General features: G+C 40.1%; 9 protein-coding genes, 9 tRNA genes, 2 rRNA genes and 1 pseudogene. All 21 read left to right on the top strand.

Annotation, left to right across the window (positions count from 1 at the left end; genetic code table 11):
• Window positions 1-72 precede the first annotated feature (72 nt).
• The 21 genes and pseudogenes from BK579_RS00875 (at window position 73) to BK579_RS25975 (ending at window position 15,689) form a co-directional block, all read left to right on the top strand.
• Window positions 73-3,006: ribosomal RNA gene (locus BK579_RS00875) — 23S ribosomal RNA — on the top strand.
• Between the two features lie 55 nt (window positions 3,007-3,061).
• Window positions 3,062-3,177: ribosomal RNA gene (rrf, locus tag BK579_RS00870) — 5S ribosomal RNA — on the top strand.
• A 9-nt stretch (window positions 3,178-3,186) separates the two neighbouring features.
• Window positions 3,187-3,261, top strand: a tRNA-Asn gene (locus BK579_RS00865).
• Window positions 3,262-3,271: 10 nt separating this feature from the next.
• Window positions 3,272-3,344: transfer RNA gene (locus tag BK579_RS00860), tRNA-Thr, on the top strand.
• A 22-nt stretch (window positions 3,345-3,366) separates the two neighbouring features.
• Window positions 3,367-3,441 (top strand) — tRNA-Glu (locus tag BK579_RS00855).
• Between the two features lie 40 nt (window positions 3,442-3,481).
• A tRNA-Val gene (locus BK579_RS00850) sits at window positions 3,482-3,557 on the top strand.
• Window positions 3,558-3,574: 17 nt separating this feature from the next.
• Window positions 3,575-3,650: transfer RNA gene (locus tag BK579_RS00845), tRNA-Thr, on the top strand.
• Between the two features lie 7 nt (window positions 3,651-3,657).
• Window positions 3,658-3,742: transfer RNA gene (locus BK579_RS00840), tRNA-Tyr, on the top strand.
• An 86-nt stretch (window positions 3,743-3,828) separates the two neighbouring features.
• Window positions 3,829-3,903, top strand: a tRNA-Gln gene (locus tag BK579_RS00835).
• 44 nt (window positions 3,904-3,947) lie between these two features.
• Window positions 3,948-4,020: transfer RNA gene (locus tag BK579_RS00830), tRNA-Lys, on the top strand.
• A gap of 20 nt (window positions 4,021-4,040) precedes the next feature.
• Window positions 4,041-4,116: transfer RNA gene (locus BK579_RS00825), tRNA-Ala, on the top strand.
• 625 nt (window positions 4,117-4,741) lie between these two features.
• Window positions 4,742-5,141 (top strand): annotated as a pseudogene (gene tnpA, locus BK579_RS00820) (IS200/IS605 family transposase).
• 16 nt (window positions 5,142-5,157) lie between these two features.
• Window positions 5,158-6,642 (top strand): hypothetical protein, encoded by a 1,485-nt coding sequence (locus tag BK579_RS00815; RefSeq protein ID WP_078543108.1) that lies wholly within the window; start codon window positions 5,158-5,160, stop codon window positions 6,640-6,642.
• A 339-nt stretch (window positions 6,643-6,981) separates the two neighbouring features.
• A complete protein-coding gene (gene rocF / locus BK579_RS00810) occupies window positions 6,982-7,884 on the top strand; it encodes an arginase (protein WP_078543107.1) in 903 nt (300 codons plus the stop codon).
• Window positions 7,885-8,143: 259 nt separating this feature from the next.
• Complete coding sequence (gene sigW, locus BK579_RS00805) at window positions 8,144-8,707, top strand: RNA polymerase sigma factor SigW (protein ID WP_078543106.1); 564 nt, start codon at window positions 8,144-8,146, stop codon at window positions 8,705-8,707.
• Window positions 8,708-8,722: 15 nt separating this feature from the next.
• Entirely contained in the window at window positions 8,723-9,364 is a 642-nt protein-coding gene (locus BK579_RS00800; RefSeq protein WP_078543105.1) for an anti-sigma factor family protein, read from the top strand.
• 301 nt (window positions 9,365-9,665) lie between these two features.
• Window positions 9,666-10,487 (top strand): diadenylate cyclase CdaA, encoded by an 822-nt coding sequence (cdaA, locus tag BK579_RS00795; RefSeq protein ID WP_078543104.1) that lies wholly within the window; start codon window positions 9,666-9,668, stop codon window positions 10,485-10,487.
• Window positions 10,480-11,715: a CdaR family protein gene (locus BK579_RS00790; protein ID WP_078543103.1), complete on the top strand. Its 1,236-nt coding sequence runs from the start codon at window positions 10,480-10,482 to the stop codon at window positions 11,713-11,715. The genes cdaA and BK579_RS00790 overlap by 8 nt, the downstream gene beginning before the upstream one ends.
• A 37-nt stretch (window positions 11,716-11,752) precedes the next feature.
• Entirely contained in the window at window positions 11,753-13,102 is a 1,350-nt protein-coding gene (gene glmM / locus BK579_RS00785; RefSeq protein ID WP_078543102.1) for a phosphoglucosamine mutase, read from the top strand.
• Window positions 13,103-13,520: 418 nt separating this feature from the next.
• A complete protein-coding gene (glmS, locus tag BK579_RS00775; RefSeq protein ID WP_078543100.1) occupies window positions 13,521-15,323 on the top strand; it encodes a glutamine--fructose-6-phosphate transaminase (isomerizing) in 1,803 nt (600 codons plus the stop codon).
• Window positions 15,324-15,542: 219 nt separating this feature from the next.
• The gene (locus BK579_RS25975; RefSeq protein WP_204524653.1) at window positions 15,543-15,689 is read left to right on the top strand and encodes a hypothetical protein; all 147 of its coding nucleotides are present in this window, start codon (window positions 15,543-15,545) and stop codon (window positions 15,687-15,689) included.
• The last annotated feature ends 381 nt before the right edge of the window (window positions 15,690-16,070 follow it).

The raw sequence follows: 16,070 nt of genomic DNA, 5'->3' as shown, positions 1-16,070 counted from the left end.
TAACGTAACAAGACATTCATTAAGAATTAAAACCAAAGTAATCAACTGTAAAGTTTTTACGACTTTAACTTAGGTTAAGTTAGTAAGGGCGCACGGTGGATGCCTTGGCACTAGGAGCCGATGAAGGACGGGACTAACACCGATATGCTTCGGGGAGCTGTAAGCAAGCGTTGATCCGAAGATTTCCGAATGGGGAAACCCACTGCTCGTAATGGAGTAGTATCTCTACCTGAATTCATAGGGTAGTTGAAGGTAAACCCGGGGAACTGAAACATCTTAGTACCCGGAGGAAGAGAAAGCAAACGCGATTTCCTGAGTAGCGGCGAGCGAAACGGAAAATAGCCCAAACCAAGAGGCTTGCCTCTTGGGGTTGTAGGACACTCTGTACGGAGTTACAAAAGAACGAGGTAGATGAAGTGATCTGGAAAGATCAGCCACAGAAGGTAACAGCCCTGTAGTCGAAACTTCGTTCTCTCTAGAGTGGATCCTGAGTACGGCGGGACACGAGAAATCCCGTCGGAAGCAGGGAGGCCCATCTCCCAAGGCTAAATACTCCCTAATGACCGATAGTGAACCAGTACCGTGAGGGAAAGGTGCAAAGCACCCCGGAAGGGGAGTGAAAGAGATCCTGAAACCGTGTGCCTACAAGTAGTCAGAGCCCGTTAACGGGTGATGGCGTGCCTTTTGTAGAATGAACCGGCGAGGTACGATCACGTGCAAGGTTAAGTTGATAAGACGGAGCCGCAGCGAAAGCGAGTCTGAATAGGGCGCATGAGTACGTGGTTGTAGACCCGAAACCAGGTGATCTACCCATGTCCAGGGTGAAGTTCAGGTAACACTGAATGGAGGCCCGAACCCACGCACGTTGAAAAGTGCGGGGATGAGGTGTGGGTAGCGGAGAAATTCCAATCGAACTTGGAGATAGCTGGTTCTCTCCGAAATAGCTGTAGGGCTAGCCTTGAACATGAGCGTCTTGGAGGTAGAGCACTGATTGGACTAGGGGCCCCCAACGGGTTACCGAATTCAGTCAAACTCCGAATGCCAAAGACTTATATTCAGGAGTCAGACTGCGAGTGATAAGATCCGTAGTCAAGAGGGAAACAGCCCAGACCACCAGCTAAGGTCCCAAAGTATACGTTAAGTGGAAAAGGATGTGGCGTTGCCCAGGCAACCAGGATGTTGGCTTAGAAGCAGCCACCATTTAAAGAGTGCGTAATAGCTCACTGGTCGAGTGACTCTGCGCCGAAAATGTACCGGGGCTAAACATATCACCGAAGCAGTGGATTGTTCTTTTAGAACAATGGTAGGAGAGCGTTCTAAGTGCAGGGAAGTCAGACCGGAAGGACTGGTGGAGCGCTTAGAAGTGAGAATGCCGGTATGAGTAGCGAAAGAGGGGTGAGAATCCCCTCCACCGTATGCCTAAGGTTTCCTGAGGAAGGCTCGTCCGCTCAGGGTAAGTCGGGACCTAAGCCGAGGCCGAAAGGCGTAGGCGATGGACAACAGGTTGAAATTCCTGTACCACCTCCTCACCGTTTGAGCAATGGGGGGACGCAGAAGGATAGGGTAAGCGCGCTGTTGGATATGCGCGTCCAAGCGGTAAGGCTGATACGAAGGCAAATCCGCGAATCGTTAAGGCTGAGCTGTGATGGCGAGGGAAATAAAGTACCGAAGTTCCTGATTTCACACTGCCAAGAAAAGCCTCTAGCGAGGTGAGAGGTGTCCGTACCGAAAACAGAAACAGGTAGGCGCAGAGAGAATCCTAAGGTGTTCGAGAGAACTCTCGTTAAGGAACTCGGCAAAATGCCCCCGTAACTTCGGGAGAAGGGGTGCTTATTAGGGTGAATAGCCCTGATAAGCCGCAGTGAATAGGCCCAGGCGACTGTTTAGCAAAAACACAGGTCTCTGCGAAGCCGCAAGGCGAAGTATAGGGGCTGACACCTGCCCGGTGCTGGAAGGTTAAGAGGTGAGGTTATCGCGAGAGAAGCTTTGAATCGCAGCCCCAGTAAACGGCGGCCGTAACTATAACGGTCCTAAGGTAGCGAAATTCCTTGTCGGGTAAGTTCCGACCCGCACGAAAGGTGTAACGATCTGGGCACTGTCTCAACGAGAGACTCGGTGAAATTATAGTACCTGTGAAGATGCAGGTTACCCGCGACAGGACGGAAAGACCCCGTGGAGCTTTACTGTAGCCTGATATTGAATTTTGGTACAGCTTGTACAGGATAGGTAGGAGCCTTAGAAGCCGGAGCGCCAGCTTCGGTGGAGGCGTCGGTGGGATACTACCCTGGCTGTATTGAAATTCTAACCCACATGCCTAAATCGGCATGGGAGACAGTGTCAGGTGGGCAGTTTGACTGGGGCGGTCGCCTCCTAAAATGTAACGGAGGCGCCCAAAGGTTCCCTCAGAATGGTTGGAAATCATTCGTAGAGTGTAAAGGCACAAGGGAGCTTGACTGCGAGACCTACAAGTCGAGCAGGGACGAAAGTCGGGCTTAGTGATCCGGTGGTTCCGCATGGAAGGGCCATCGCTCAACGGATAAAAGCTACCCCGGGGATAACAGGCTTATCTCCCCCAAGAGTCCACATCGACGGGGAGGTTTGGCACCTCGATGTCGGCTCATCGCATCCTGGGGCTGTAGTCGGTCCCACGGGTTGGGCTGTTCGCCCATTAAAGCGGTACGCGAGCTGGGTTCAGAACGTCGTGAGACAGTTCGGTCCCTATCCGTCGTGGGCGTAGGAAAATTGAGAGGAGCTGTCCTTAGTACGAGAGGACCGGGACGGACACACCGCTGGTGTACCAGTTGTTCTGCCAAGGGCATCGCTGGGTAGCTATGTGTGGACGGGATAAGTGCTGAAAGCATCTAAGCATGAAGCCCCCCTCAAGAGGAGATTTCCCATAGCGCAAGCTAGTAAGATCCCTCGACGATGACGAGGTTGATAGGTCAGAGGTGGAAGCGCGGTGACGTGTGTAGCTGACTGATACTAATTGCTCGAGGACTTAACCAAATAAGTAATGAATGTCTGAACGTTATCTAGTTTTGAAGGTGCGAACCTTCATAAGTCTAGTGATGATGGCGAAGAGGTCACACCCGTTCCCATACCGAACACGGAAGTTAAGCTCTTCAGCGCCGATGGTAGTTGGGGGATTCCCCCTGTGAGAGTAGGACGTCGCTAGGCTTATATTTTTCCACAGTAGCTCAGTGGTAGAGCTATCGGCTGTTAACCGATCGGTCGCAGGTTCGAGTCCTGCCTGTGGAGCCATTTTCTCTTTGCTTCCATAGCTCAGTAGGTAGAGCACTTCCATGGTAAGGAAGAGGTCATCGGTTCGATCCCGGTTGGAAGCTTATTGGGATTTTTAATGAAACTGGCCCGTTGGTCAAGCGGTTAAGACACCGCCCTTTCACGGCGGTAACACGGGTTCGAATCCCGTACGGGTCACCATTTTTTTTTGATGTAATGAAAAATGAAAAATTTATTTTTTGGAGGATTAGCTCAGCTGGGAGAGCACCTGCCTTACAAGCAGGGGGTCGGCGGTTCGATCCCGTCATCCTCCACCATTTTTAACAAAAAATATGCCGGTGTAGCTCAGTTGGTAGAGCAACTGACTTGTAATCAGTAGGTCGTGGGTTCGACTCCTATCGCCGGCACCATTTATATGGAGGGGTAGCGAAGTGGCTAAACGCGGCGGACTGTAAATCCGCTCCCTGAGGGTTCGGCGGTTCGAATCCGTCCCCCTCCACCATTTATGTAATGATAAAGCTGTTAGATTCTATTGTTACATAAATAGAATTAAACAGATTTTTTTATGTAATTTCCAAACTTCTTCAATGGGCTATAGCCAAGCGGTAAGGCAACGGACTTTGACTCCGTCATGCGTTGGTTCGAATCCAGCTAGCCCAGCCATTCTATTAAGAACTACAAAATAATCTAATCTTTATTCACATTGTGAGCCATTAGCTCAGTTGGTAGAGCATCTGACTTTTAATCAGAGGGTCGAAGGTTCGAGTCCTTCATGGCTCATTTTTATACAAATAAGATATGGGGCCTTAGCTCAGCTGGGAGAGCGCCTGCCTTGCACGCAGGAGGTCAGCGGTTCGATCCCGCTAGGCTCCACCAATAATAAGATCAATAACCAACCTTTAAATCAGAGATTTAAGGTTTTTTTTGTATTAAGAATCTAATAAAACAAGTCTGCTTGGATTGTGTTGGATAACAAAGTAAGTTCATAGCAGCGGGTAAAGAATGTGTGTAGAGCAACTAGACCAGTACTTGGTACGGTTTAATTCCCTTAGAAATGGTGTTGGCATGAGCAAGGGAATCAGACCACTCTTGAATTCCCTTATTTGTGCTTTTGTCATCAGCAAGGGAATCAGATAAGGCCTTTGAAACCTTTACATGGTCTTTAGGTATCAGCAGGAGATTCAGCCAACCCAGAAGTAGCCAACAGTGACAAACTCATGGACGGTTTCACGGGAGTGGATCGAAGCGATTGCCATTCACACCCTGAGATATTGTCAATATACACTTATTACATTATATAAAGTTAATAAAATAAACTCTCATCTTACAGCCTTTCCTGAACGAGAAAGCCCACTCCTTCAGGCGTGGGATGAAAGTGAAGTCGAATACGGAGTGCCACTGATAAACCGAAGGTTTTTGGTGCTTCAAGTATTCGAAAGATTAGTTCTCTTTTTTGAGTTATTTTGTTACAGTATAAACAATAAACTGATACGATGATAGTATGAATAATTATAGAAAAACAAACACAACTATTTCATTAATTAACTACCATTTTGTATTTTGTCCCAGATATAGAAGGAAAATATTCCTACAAAACACTGTAGAAGAACGTTTTAAAGAGTTGGTGCGAGAAGTTTGTACTGAACTGGAGATCGGCATTGTTGCATTAGAATGCGATAAAGACCATACCCACATGTTCCTGAACGCACTACCAAACACTAAGTCCTGCTGATATTATGGCTAAAATAAAAGGGGTGACTTCGAAAAAGTTAAGAGAGGAATTCTCTCATCTTCAACATTTGCCTAGCTTGTGGACACGTTCGTACTTTGTATCTACCGCAGGAAACGTATCGAGCGAAACAATCAAACAATACGTTGAAAATCAAAAAAAACGACAATAGTAAGGAGTAGAATCCTATGACAAGAAAGAGCACACCAACCTATACAATTGAGTTCCCTTTGCGTATACCTATTTGGCAACAGGACCGTTTAGAGAAAAAGTTAAAGATTGCTAGGTTAGTCTACAATTCTTGTCTAGGTGAAGCCCTTAAAAGACACAAAGCTGTAAAGGCAAACAAAAACTATCGCATCCTAATCAATGAACCCAAGTCAAAAATTCGCGATAAGCAGTTAAGTGAATTAAGGTTAACCTTCGGTTTTTCTGAATATGGAATGCATCATTTTGTAAAGTCTGTTCAACAAAAATTCAAAGAGAACATTGGTAGCTTAGAAGCACAAAAAATTGCCACTAGGGCTTTTGAAGCCGTTGAGAAACTGCATTTTGGAAAAGCTAAAAGAGTGCACTTTAAGTCATTTCGTGATGATATTTCGGTTGAAAACAAATCCAATTCTACTGGTTTGCGATACGTGGACGGTAATATTCTTTGGGGAGATAAACCAACAAAGAAAAATCCTAAACCAAAAAATTGGATTTGTGCCCCTATTACGCCGAAAGCTAACGATGAATATGCTCACATAGCTTTATTGGATAAAACAAAATATGTACGCATTCTAAAACGTGAAGTTCGTGGTAAAGTTCGATACTATTCACAACTCATTTTAGAAGGGTATCCTCCAAAAAAAAGCAACCGAAAGGTTGCTGATGACGAAACAAAACGAGTTGGTATCGATATTGGAACATCTACTATAGCTATTAGTAGTGATAGTAAGGTAGAACTTCGTGAACTTGCACCAGAGTGCAATACCGAAGAAAGAGAGCTTCGTCGTATCCAACGTAAAATGGACCGTTCTAAACGGTCAACTAACCCTAACAATTTTCACGAGAACGGGACTATTAGGAAAGGTAGATTAACCTGGACCTATTCTAATCAATATAAAAAATTGCGTCAAAAACGAAAAGAATTATTTCGAAAAACCACTATTAAACGAAAATTAGCACATGAAATATTAGCAAATGATATTCTACATCTCGGTTCTGACATTCGAGTAGAAACCATGCGGTTTCAGTCGCTACAAAGACGAGCGAAAAACACTACAAGAAATAAGAAAAACGGCAAAATAAATCATAAAAAACGATTTGGTAAATCCATTGCGAACCGAGCTCCTGCTATGCTACTCGCAATCATTGACCGGAAACTCGGGTATCAGGGACGAACTATTAAAAAAATAGATACATATGCTACAAAAGCAAGCCAGTTCAATCATAGAACGAATGAATACAATAAAAAACAACTTTCAGAGCGTTGGAATCATTTTGGTGAAATTAGCATTCAACGTGATTTATATAGTGCTTTTTTAATAGGTAATACAAACGAAACCCTCAATTCCGTTGATGTAGATTTATGCAATGCACAATGGGATAACTTTGTTAAGTTGCATAACCGTGAGGTTGCACAATTAAAAAAATCATCAAGTAAAACATTGCGTTGGTTTGTCGCATAAAATACAAACCTGATTGGTCGTGATAACGTCCAAGAGAGAAGTCGGAACGGTAAGCACACAAGAGGTCCTTTTAGGCTGACTTGGCGAAGTGCCTTGCTATACGCAATACGTCCGTTAATGTTCTAAAAGAACACACACCAGTGTTTTGGCAGAAACTCTTTCTGCAAGGAAGATAAGGGTGCCATTAAGAAGTGTATTAGTATTTTAGAACCCCACTCCTTCAGGGGTGGGAGTTATCAGTAGACTCTCTACGTATATATATTCATCAATATGTCGAGTTGAGTCATTCCCTCTTTTACATATAAAATAGACTTAAGGGTTAAGGGAGGAGAGAGATAAATGAAAAGAAATATATCCATCATTGGTGTACCAATGGACCTAGGCCAATTACGACGTGGAGTTGATATGGGACCAAGTGCTATTAGGTATGCTGGAATCGTTGAGAGATTAGAAAATCTAAATTATGAGATTGAAGATTTAGGAGATATAGAAATAAAGTTTGTTGATCGAAAAGCCGCCCCAGGAGTAACAAATCTTCGTAACCTTAACGAGGTTGCATCAGCTAATGAAAAACTAGCTAAAACAGTTGATGAAGCTATCACTAGAGGTCAGTTCCCATTAGTCTTTGGGGGAGACCATAGTATCGCTATTGGAACACTAGCTGGTGTAGCAAAGCATTATCAAAATCTAGGAGTCATCTGGTATGATGCTCATGGTGATTTAAACACATCTGAAACTTCACCATCGGGTAATATACACGGGATGCCACTTGCTGCAAGTTTAGGAATTGGAGATCCATCTTTAACAGACCTATATGGTTTTAACCCGAAGATCAAGCCGGAGAATATAGTCATTATAGGTGCAAGATCCCTTGATGACGGTGAAAAGAAACTAATAAAGGAATTAGGAATAAGAGTATATACAATGCATGAAATCGATAGACTTGGTATGACGAAAGTGATGGAAGACTCTATAAATTATTTAAAAGATCGAACAGATGGTGTCCATCTTTCGTTAGATCTAGATGGATTAGACCCGCATGATGCACCTGGAGTGGGTACCCCTGTTCTTGGAGGTATTAGTTACCGAGAAAGTCATCTTGCTATGGAAATGTTGGAAGAAGCTAAAATTATCACTTCAGCGGAATTTGTTGAAGTTAACCCTATTTTAGATGATAAAAATAAAACCGCTTCCGTAGCTGTTGCATTAATGGGCTCATTATTTGGAGAAAAGCTACTTTAATATATTTTCAAACAAGTTCTAAAAAGTGATTAAAGGCAATACTTCTCTTTATTGAAAAATAAAGAAGGTATTGTCTAATTTTATTTTCAACCTCGTTTTACTACACGTGTTACTCTTCTAAAATAATAAAATATCCAAAAATTTCATAATTTTAACCTACAGACACTTAATTTTTGATAAAATGTTAGAAGAAAATATGAAACCTTTTAAAAGTTAGTTCGTACAATACATATAGCCGCAGATGAGCGGAGGTTAAATGATGGAGACAATTATAAAAAACAGAATAAAACAAGTGAAAAAAGGTGATCAAAACGCCTTTGCTGAAATTGTAGAACTCTACAAGGATAAAGTGTATCAAATTTCTTACCGGATGGTAGGAAACAGTCATGAAGCGGAGGACATTTCTCAGGAAGCCTTTCTTCGAGCTTACATTAATATTCATAGTTATGATATTAATAAGAAGTTCTCTACATGGCTATTTCGTATAGCGACAAATTTATCAATTGATCGTTTAAGAAAGAAAAAACCTGATTATTATCTAGATGCTGAAGTTGCTGGAGCTGAAGGTCTAACACTTTACTCTCAGGTGGCAGCGGATGTGATCCAGCCAGATGAAAAGCTAGAGAGCTTGGAACTGCAAGAAACGATTCAACATGCCATCCTACAACTACCAGCAAAATACCGTTCAGTGATTGTCTTGAAGTACATTGAAGAGCTGTCTCTCAAAGAAATTGGCGATATACTAGACCTTCCAGTTGGCACGGTTAAAACAAGAATTCATAGGGCTCGAGAAGCGCTTAGACATCAGCTACGAAATGTATAAATAGGAGTGATAGGTATGAATTGTCCTACTGACACAATTCAATTAATGCATAAATATCTCGATGAAGAGATAACAAGTGAAGAAGAGCGAGAATTGAGAGAGCATTTAGCGGAATGTGAAGACTGTGAATTGCACTTTCATGAGTTGAAAAAGTCGATAGCTTTAGTGCAAAGCACTTCACATATTCATGCGCCAGATGATTTTACATCAAAAATCATGGCCAATTTACCAAAGGAAAAGAAATCAGTGAGAACCAACAGGTGGCTAAAAACCCATCCATTGTTAACAGCCGCTGCTGTATTTTTATTATTAATGACAAGCAGTGTATTTTCTTTATGGAATGACAATCAGGAATTATCTGTATCCAAGCAGCCAAATCTTGTGATCGAAAATAACAAGGTGATTGTGCCCGAAGGAGAAATAGTTGAAGGGAATGTAGTCGTGCGAAATGGTGACATATTTATTGAGGGAGAAATCCAAGGAGATGTAACCGTCATAAATGGAAAGCAGTACTTAGCATCTGCCGGAAATGTAACGGGTGAAATTAAAGAGGTTAATGAAATGTTTGAATGGATGTGGTTCCATATCAAGAAAACAGTTAAAGATGCTGTCAATGTTTTGAATGTTAGTAATGGGTATCAACCATATGGGAAGTAGGAAGGAGTCACTAATGGTGACTCCTTCGTTTGATATTTATGCTGATGTGCCTATTATCCAATGTACAATATGTTTTTTCTCAAAGAATAATGTTAATTGGTACAATAAACGTTAGGATGGATAACCTTTACGCGCAGAGCTACTGCCACATTTAGGTTGTTTTTAGGATTATGTAAGAAATGACCATATAATAATTATCCTATAGTAAGTGGTTTGTAATAAGATGCAGAAAGATTTATGATATAATTATGAAGTTGTACCTAAGAATATTATGTAATAAATAGATAGAGGAAGTGTGAGAATGCCATTTGGAGACTTTCCCATCATAAATTATCTAGCGAATATTGTTGATATTCTCCTTGTTTGGTATGTCATATATAAACTAATTAATGTAATTCGTGGAACGAAGGCTGTACAGCTGGTTAATGGAATCATCGTCATTGTTGTTATACGTATGTTAAGTGCATTCTTTGAATTACATACTCTTCAATGGTTAATGGATCAAGCATTAACATGGGGTTTCTTGGCAGTTATTATTATTTTTCAGCCGGAGCTACGGAGGGCCTTAGAGCAATTAGGACGTGGAAGAATATTCTCAAGAACTGGGTCTGATGAGGATGATAATCAAACAAAGCTTATTGAAGGAATTATTAAATCTACAGATTATATGGCAAAAAGAAGAATAGGAGCATTAATATCGATTGAGCGAGAAACGGGAATGAGTGACTATATTGAAACAGGAATACCACTTCACGCAAATGTCTCGTCAGAATTACTAATAAATATATTTATCCCTAATACCCCACTTCATGATGGGGCAGTCATCATTCAAAAAAACCAAGTTGCAGCAGCAGCTTGTTATTTACCACTGTCAGAGAGTCCATTTATTTCAAAAGAATTAGGGACTCGTCACCGAGCTGCTCTTGGTATAAGTGAAGTTACAGATAGTATAACGATTGTAGTATCAGAGGAGACAGGAAGTGTATCCTTAACGAAAAACGGAGAACTTCATCGAGAGTTAAAGCAAGACCATCTACGTGGCTTGCTTGAAAAAGAATTAATCACAAATCATGGATCAACTTCCTCAACACGTTGGCAATGGAGGGGGAAGAAAAATGGATAAGTTTATGAACAATAATTGGTTCATGAGGATTGTAGCGTTATTATTGGCGCTCTTACTGTACATGTCAGTTAGTTTTGAGACACAGCCGAAATCGTTTAGTCCGATTGGGCTAACAACAACTAATAATCATGTTGAAACCATATCTGATATACCTATAATTGTCGAATATAATGAGGAAAATCATGTTGTTACCGGAGTTCCTTCGACTGTCACAGTTAGTCTAGAGGGTCCTGTAAGTGTAACAAAAACTGCGGCCCTTCAAAGAGATATCGAGGTATATGTGGATTTAACTAATTACCAAATTGGGACACATAAAGTTGAATTTGAATATCGGAATATTTCTGATCAAATAAATGTCGAAATTGAGCCGTCAGAGGCAACTGTAATAATCAAAGAAAAGGTAACCATTGAATTACCTGTAGAGGTAGACTTTTTAAACCAAAATGAAGTGGCCGAAGGTTATATTGCAGAACAAGCAATTGTTAAGCCTAATGTTGTAAAAATCACAGGTGCAAGAGATGAAATCGAACAAATTGCTTTGGTCAAGGCCCTTGTTGATTTAAATGAAGTGAAAGAAACAGTCGTCCAGGAATCAAGAGTAGCTGTCTATGATAAGAATCAAAACATTTTACCAGTTACTGTGGAACCATCTGTTGTTGAGGTTACGGTGCCGATAACAAGTCCAAGCAAAAAAGTGCCGTTTAAAATAAAAAGAGAAGGTTCATTAAGAGATGGATTAAGTATCGTCAGCTTAGAGTCTACTCCAAACGAAGTAACTATTTATGGACCGACAGAAAATCTAGAAGATATCGAATTCATTGATGGTGTTGTTGTTAATTTAGAGGAAATCACCGAAGATACGACGTTAGAGGTTGCTATTCCTGTTCCAGAGGGAATTGAAAAAATCTCTCCAAGTACGATAAAAATTAAAATCGATGTTGAAAAAGAGGAGCAAAGACGACTCTCCAATCTCCCAATCCAAAGTTTCGGGTTAGGAAGTGGACTTGCTATCGACTTTGTTAGCCCTGAAACAGGTACCCTAGATTTAGATGTATTAGGAGCAGAAAGCACTCTTGAGGCAATAAGGCCTGTTGATATTGAGATTTATATTAATGTAACGAATTTAGGCGCAGGAGAACATGAAATACCTGTTGAGGTAAATGGCCCGCAAAATATATCATGGAAACTGCCACAGGAAACAGTGAAGATAGAAATTACTGAACGATAGTATTTTATATGGATAGGCTACAAAGGAGCGAAAAATTATGGGTAAATATTTTGGAACAGATGGAGTAAGAGGTATAGCAAATAGTGAGCTTAGCCCGGAACTAGCATTTAAGGTTGGTCGCTATGGTGGATATATCCTAACAAAAGATAAAAAACGTCCAAAAGTTTTAATTGGTAGAGATACACGTATATCTGGTCATATGTTAGAAGGAGCTTTGGTAGCAGGGTTGCTATCAATTGGTGCAGAAGTAATGAGACTAGGTGTGATAACCACTCCTGGGGTAGCATTTTTAACCAAAGCTCTTGGTGCGCAAGCTGGAGTGATGATTTCAGCTTCACATAATCCAGTCGCTGATAACGGGATTAAGTTTTTTGGATCAGATGGATTTAAATTAACAGATGATCAGGAAAAAGAGATTGAACAATTATTAGATCAAGCGGAAGATACGCTTCCAAGACCTATTGGAGCAGATTTAGGTCAAGTGAATGATTATTTTGAAGGTGGTCAAAAATATCTACAATTTTTAAAGCAATCAGTGGATGAAGACTTTTCAGGTTTACATGTCGCGTTAGACTGTGCACATGGAGCGACATCTTCATTGGCAGCCCATTTATTTGCTGATTTAGATGCTGATATATCTACGATTGGAACATCACCGAATGGTTTGAATATTAATGATGGTGTAGGTTCAACACATCCTGAAACACTAGCTGCATTTGTGAAAGAGAAGGGTGCAGATGTTGGTCTAGCATTTGATGGTGATGGAGATCGAATGATTGCCATTGATGAAAATGGAGAAGTCGTAGATGGAGACCAAATTATGTATATTTGTGCTAAATATATGAAGGAATTTGGTCGCTTAAAGCATCAAACAGTTGTTTCAACAGTAATGAGTAATCTTGGGTTTTACAAGGCGCTTGAGCAGGAAGAAATTTTAACAGCTCAAACGGCAGTAGGCGACAGATATGTAGTGGAAGAAATGCGCAAGAATGGCTTCAACCTAGGTGGAGAACAATCTGGTCATATTATCTTCTTAGACTATAATACAACCGGTGATGGACTTCTATCAGGGTTACAATTGGTCAATATCATGAAGCTTACAAAAAAGCCGTTATCACAGCTTGCTGGTGAAATGAAAAAATTCCCGCAAAAATTAGTGAATGTTAAGGTATCTGATAAGAATCGTGTCATGGAATATATTAAAATTAAAACTATTATCGAAGAAGTTGAAGCTGAGATGAACGGTAATGGCAGAATCTTAGTTAGAGCTTCTGGTACAGAGCCACTGGTACGTGTAATGGCTGAAGCACCAACAGTAGAACAATGTGAAGAATATGTATCACGTATTGTAGAGGTTGTTAAAGAAGAAATGGGATTGAACGAGTAATCCTTTTTATGCATAAGTGTCACATCAGGGGCACTTATGCATATTTTATTACATAGCAAAAATATCCAATATTTTGCTAAATTAGGAAATGTTATTGACGAAAATAAAAAACATGCTAATATTAAGTATGTATTTTATTCAAAGATAGAAAGTGAGGATTGGGGATAACAATTTCATAAAGCGCCTGAACTACATGGACGATCGAAAATCCCATATAGTTGACGAGGAGGAGGTTTATCGAAATTTCGGCGGATACCTCCCGGTTGAACACCAATCACAACCGAAATTTCTTCTTTAAAAGCTTTGAGGTAACTCATAGTACAAAGAGAAGGAAATGATTGAAAAAATAATAAAAACAAACAAGGGGGCAAGGAGTCCCCTGACTTTCTTGCCTCCTTTTTTTAGGAGGAAAATAGATATGTGCGGAATTGTTGGATATATTGGTCAAAATGATACAAAGGAAATCTTACTAAAAGGGCTTGAAAAACTTGAATACCGTGGTTATGATTCAGCTGGTATAGCGGTAATGAATGAAAATGGTGTTCATGTTTTTAAAGAAAAAGGTCGTATTGCAGTTCTTCGAGAGGCTGTTGATTCTACTCTTGCTTCATCTGTAGGGATCGGTCATACAAGATGGGCAACACATGGAGTTCCAAGTAAAGTAAATGCGCATCCACATCAAAGTGAATCTGAGAGATTTACACTTGTGCATAATGGAGTGATTGAAAACTACTCTAGACTTAAGCGTGAGTATTTACCAGATGTAGAGCTGAAAAGTGAAACAGATACTGAAGTAGTTGTTCAGTTACTTGAAGGTTTTGTTAATGATGGGATGGAAATTGAGGAAGCATTTCGTCATACATTAAGCCTATTAAAAGGATCTTATGCGATCGCTTTATTAGATAAAGAAAACAAGGAAACTATTTATGTGGCAAAGAGTAAGAGTCCATTACTTGTAGGTCTAGGTGATAATTTCAATGTAGTAGCAAGTGACGCTATGGCTATGTTACAAGTAACTGATCAATATGTTGAAATTATGGATAAAGAAATAGTTCTAGTTTCCGAACAGTCAGTTACAATCAAAAACCTAAAAGGTGAAGTAATTGAACGTGCGCCATATACAGCAGAACTTGATGCTAGTGATATTGAAAAAGGAACCTACCCACATTATATGTTAAAAGAAATTGATGAGCAGCCTTTAGTCATTCGTAAGATTATCCAACAGTATCAAGATGAAAATGGCAAATTAACAATTGCTGATGATATCGTAGATGCAGTTAATTCTGCAGATCGCATCTATATCATTGCAGCGGGTACTAGTTACCATGCTGGCCTTGTAGGTAAGCAATTTATTGAGAAAATGGCGAAGGTGCCGGTAGAGGTACACGTAGCAAGTGAATTCTCTTATAATATGCCATTATTATCTGAAAACCCATTGTTTGTTTTTATTTCACAAAGTGGTGAAACCGCAGATAGCCGATCTGTATTAGTACAAATTAAAGAGCATGGTTATAAATCATTAACGATCACAAATGTACCTGGCTCAACTCTATCCCGTGAAGCTGATTATACATTATTACTTCATGCTGGACCTGAGATTGCTGTTGCATCAACTAAAGCATATACAGCACAGTTGGCTGTATTATCAATTTTAGGTGCTGTAGCTGCAGAAGCACGTGGTATTGCTTCTGAATTTGATTTAAGCCAAGAGCTAGGAATCATTGCAAATGGAATGGAAGTTTTATGTGATGCCAAAGAAGAAATGGAGCAAATTGCTCGTGACTTCCTATCAACAACACGTAATTGCTTCTTTATTGGTCGCGCAGTAGACTACTATGTTGGTCTTGAAGGTGCTCTTAAGTTAAAAGAGATTTCATATATTCAAGCTGAAGGCTTCGCTGGTGGGGAGTTGAAGCATGGTACAATCGCTTTAATTGAAGAGGGAACACCAATTATTGCACTTGCCACTCAAGAGCATGTAAACTTAAGCATTCGTGGTAATGTGAAAGAGGTTGTCGCTCGTGGAGCAAATCCTTGCATTATCTCAATGAAGGGTCTTGAAGAAGAAGATGACGCATACGTATTACCAGTGGTACACGAATTATTAACACCACTTGTCGCAGTTATTCCTTTACAGCTTATTTCATACTACGCTGCATTACACCGTGACTGTGATGTTGATAAGCCACGTAATTTAGCTAAGTCGGTTACAGTTGAGTAAACTGGTTGGTTATATTTTGTAACTAAAATGTGGATTTTAATATAAAATGTCACAAGTTTTAACTTAAAATGACACAAGAGTTTAACGTCGTGTGACATAATATATATATCCATCTATGTAGTTTAGAATCGTGATAAGTGTCTCGGCACTTTATCACGATTCTTTTTTTGTTTAGAAAATCTAACGGAGGAATGAAGCTATACAAAAAATTCGATAAAAATGAAAAAATGGGCATTTGAATTAACTGTTATTCTCATTGCTCAGTTTTTAGTTCAGCATATCTATATAATTTTGCCTAGCCTTGTACCACCGCTTTTGCAGTTAGGGCAATTAGTTGAAAAGAATCCAGAGTTTGCACATACATAACAATATGTTTTATAGCAATCATAACACTTGTATACCTCAACATCTTTCTTCATTACAACCACAGTTCATACACATAGCAAAGAATGACACCATCAAAAAAACCAATACCATTAAAGGAGGAGATTACTAAAAATTATTTCCAATAAAAACGATGAAATACTCCTTTTACTAATTCATACACTTTTCCCTTACACGCATCGAATTTGTTGAATTCCTTTTGAATTTTTTTCTTGATTCTCAATTCTGAATTCATACTTCTGAATCTGTATTCACCTTCTACCTTTGATTATATTAATATCTATAAATGCTATGGTGTCGTTTAATGTGGGTTTTGTAGAATTGAATATGGATTATTACCTTAAAAGATATAATCAACATTAA

This window comes from Litchfieldia alkalitelluris, from assembly GCF_002019645.1.
In the GTDB taxonomy this organism is placed as follows: Bacteria; Bacillota; Bacilli; order Bacillales; family Bacillaceae_L; genus Litchfieldia; species Litchfieldia alkalitelluris.
This window is presented reverse-complemented; position numbering and strand designations above follow the sequence as displayed.

Excerpts from the sequence above, each read along its gene's own strand:
- BK579_RS00815 (WP_078543108.1), top strand. The coding sequence starts at position 5,158 with ATGACAAGAAAGAGCACACCAACCTATACAATTGAGTTCCCTTTGCGT.
- rocF (WP_078543107.1), top strand. The coding sequence starts at position 6,982 with ATGAAAAGAAATATATCCATCATTGGTGTACCAATGGACCTAGGCCAA.
- sigW (WP_078543106.1), top strand. The coding sequence starts at position 8,144 with ATGGAGACAATTATAAAAAACAGAATAAAACAAGTGAAAAAAGGTGAT.
- BK579_RS00800 (WP_078543105.1), top strand. The coding sequence starts at position 8,723 with ATGAATTGTCCTACTGACACAATTCAATTAATGCATAAATATCTCGAT.
- cdaA (WP_078543104.1), top strand. The coding sequence starts at position 9,666 with ATGCCATTTGGAGACTTTCCCATCATAAATTATCTAGCGAATATTGTT.
- BK579_RS00790 (WP_078543103.1), top strand. The coding sequence starts at position 10,480 with ATGGATAAGTTTATGAACAATAATTGGTTCATGAGGATTGTAGCGTTA.
- glmM (WP_078543102.1), top strand. The coding sequence starts at position 11,753 with ATGGGTAAATATTTTGGAACAGATGGAGTAAGAGGTATAGCAAATAGT.
- glmS (WP_078543100.1), top strand. The coding sequence starts at position 13,521 with ATGTGCGGAATTGTTGGATATATTGGTCAAAATGATACAAAGGAAATC.
- BK579_RS25975 (WP_204524653.1), top strand. The coding sequence starts at position 15,543 with ATGAAAAAATGGGCATTTGAATTAACTGTTATTCTCATTGCTCAGTTT.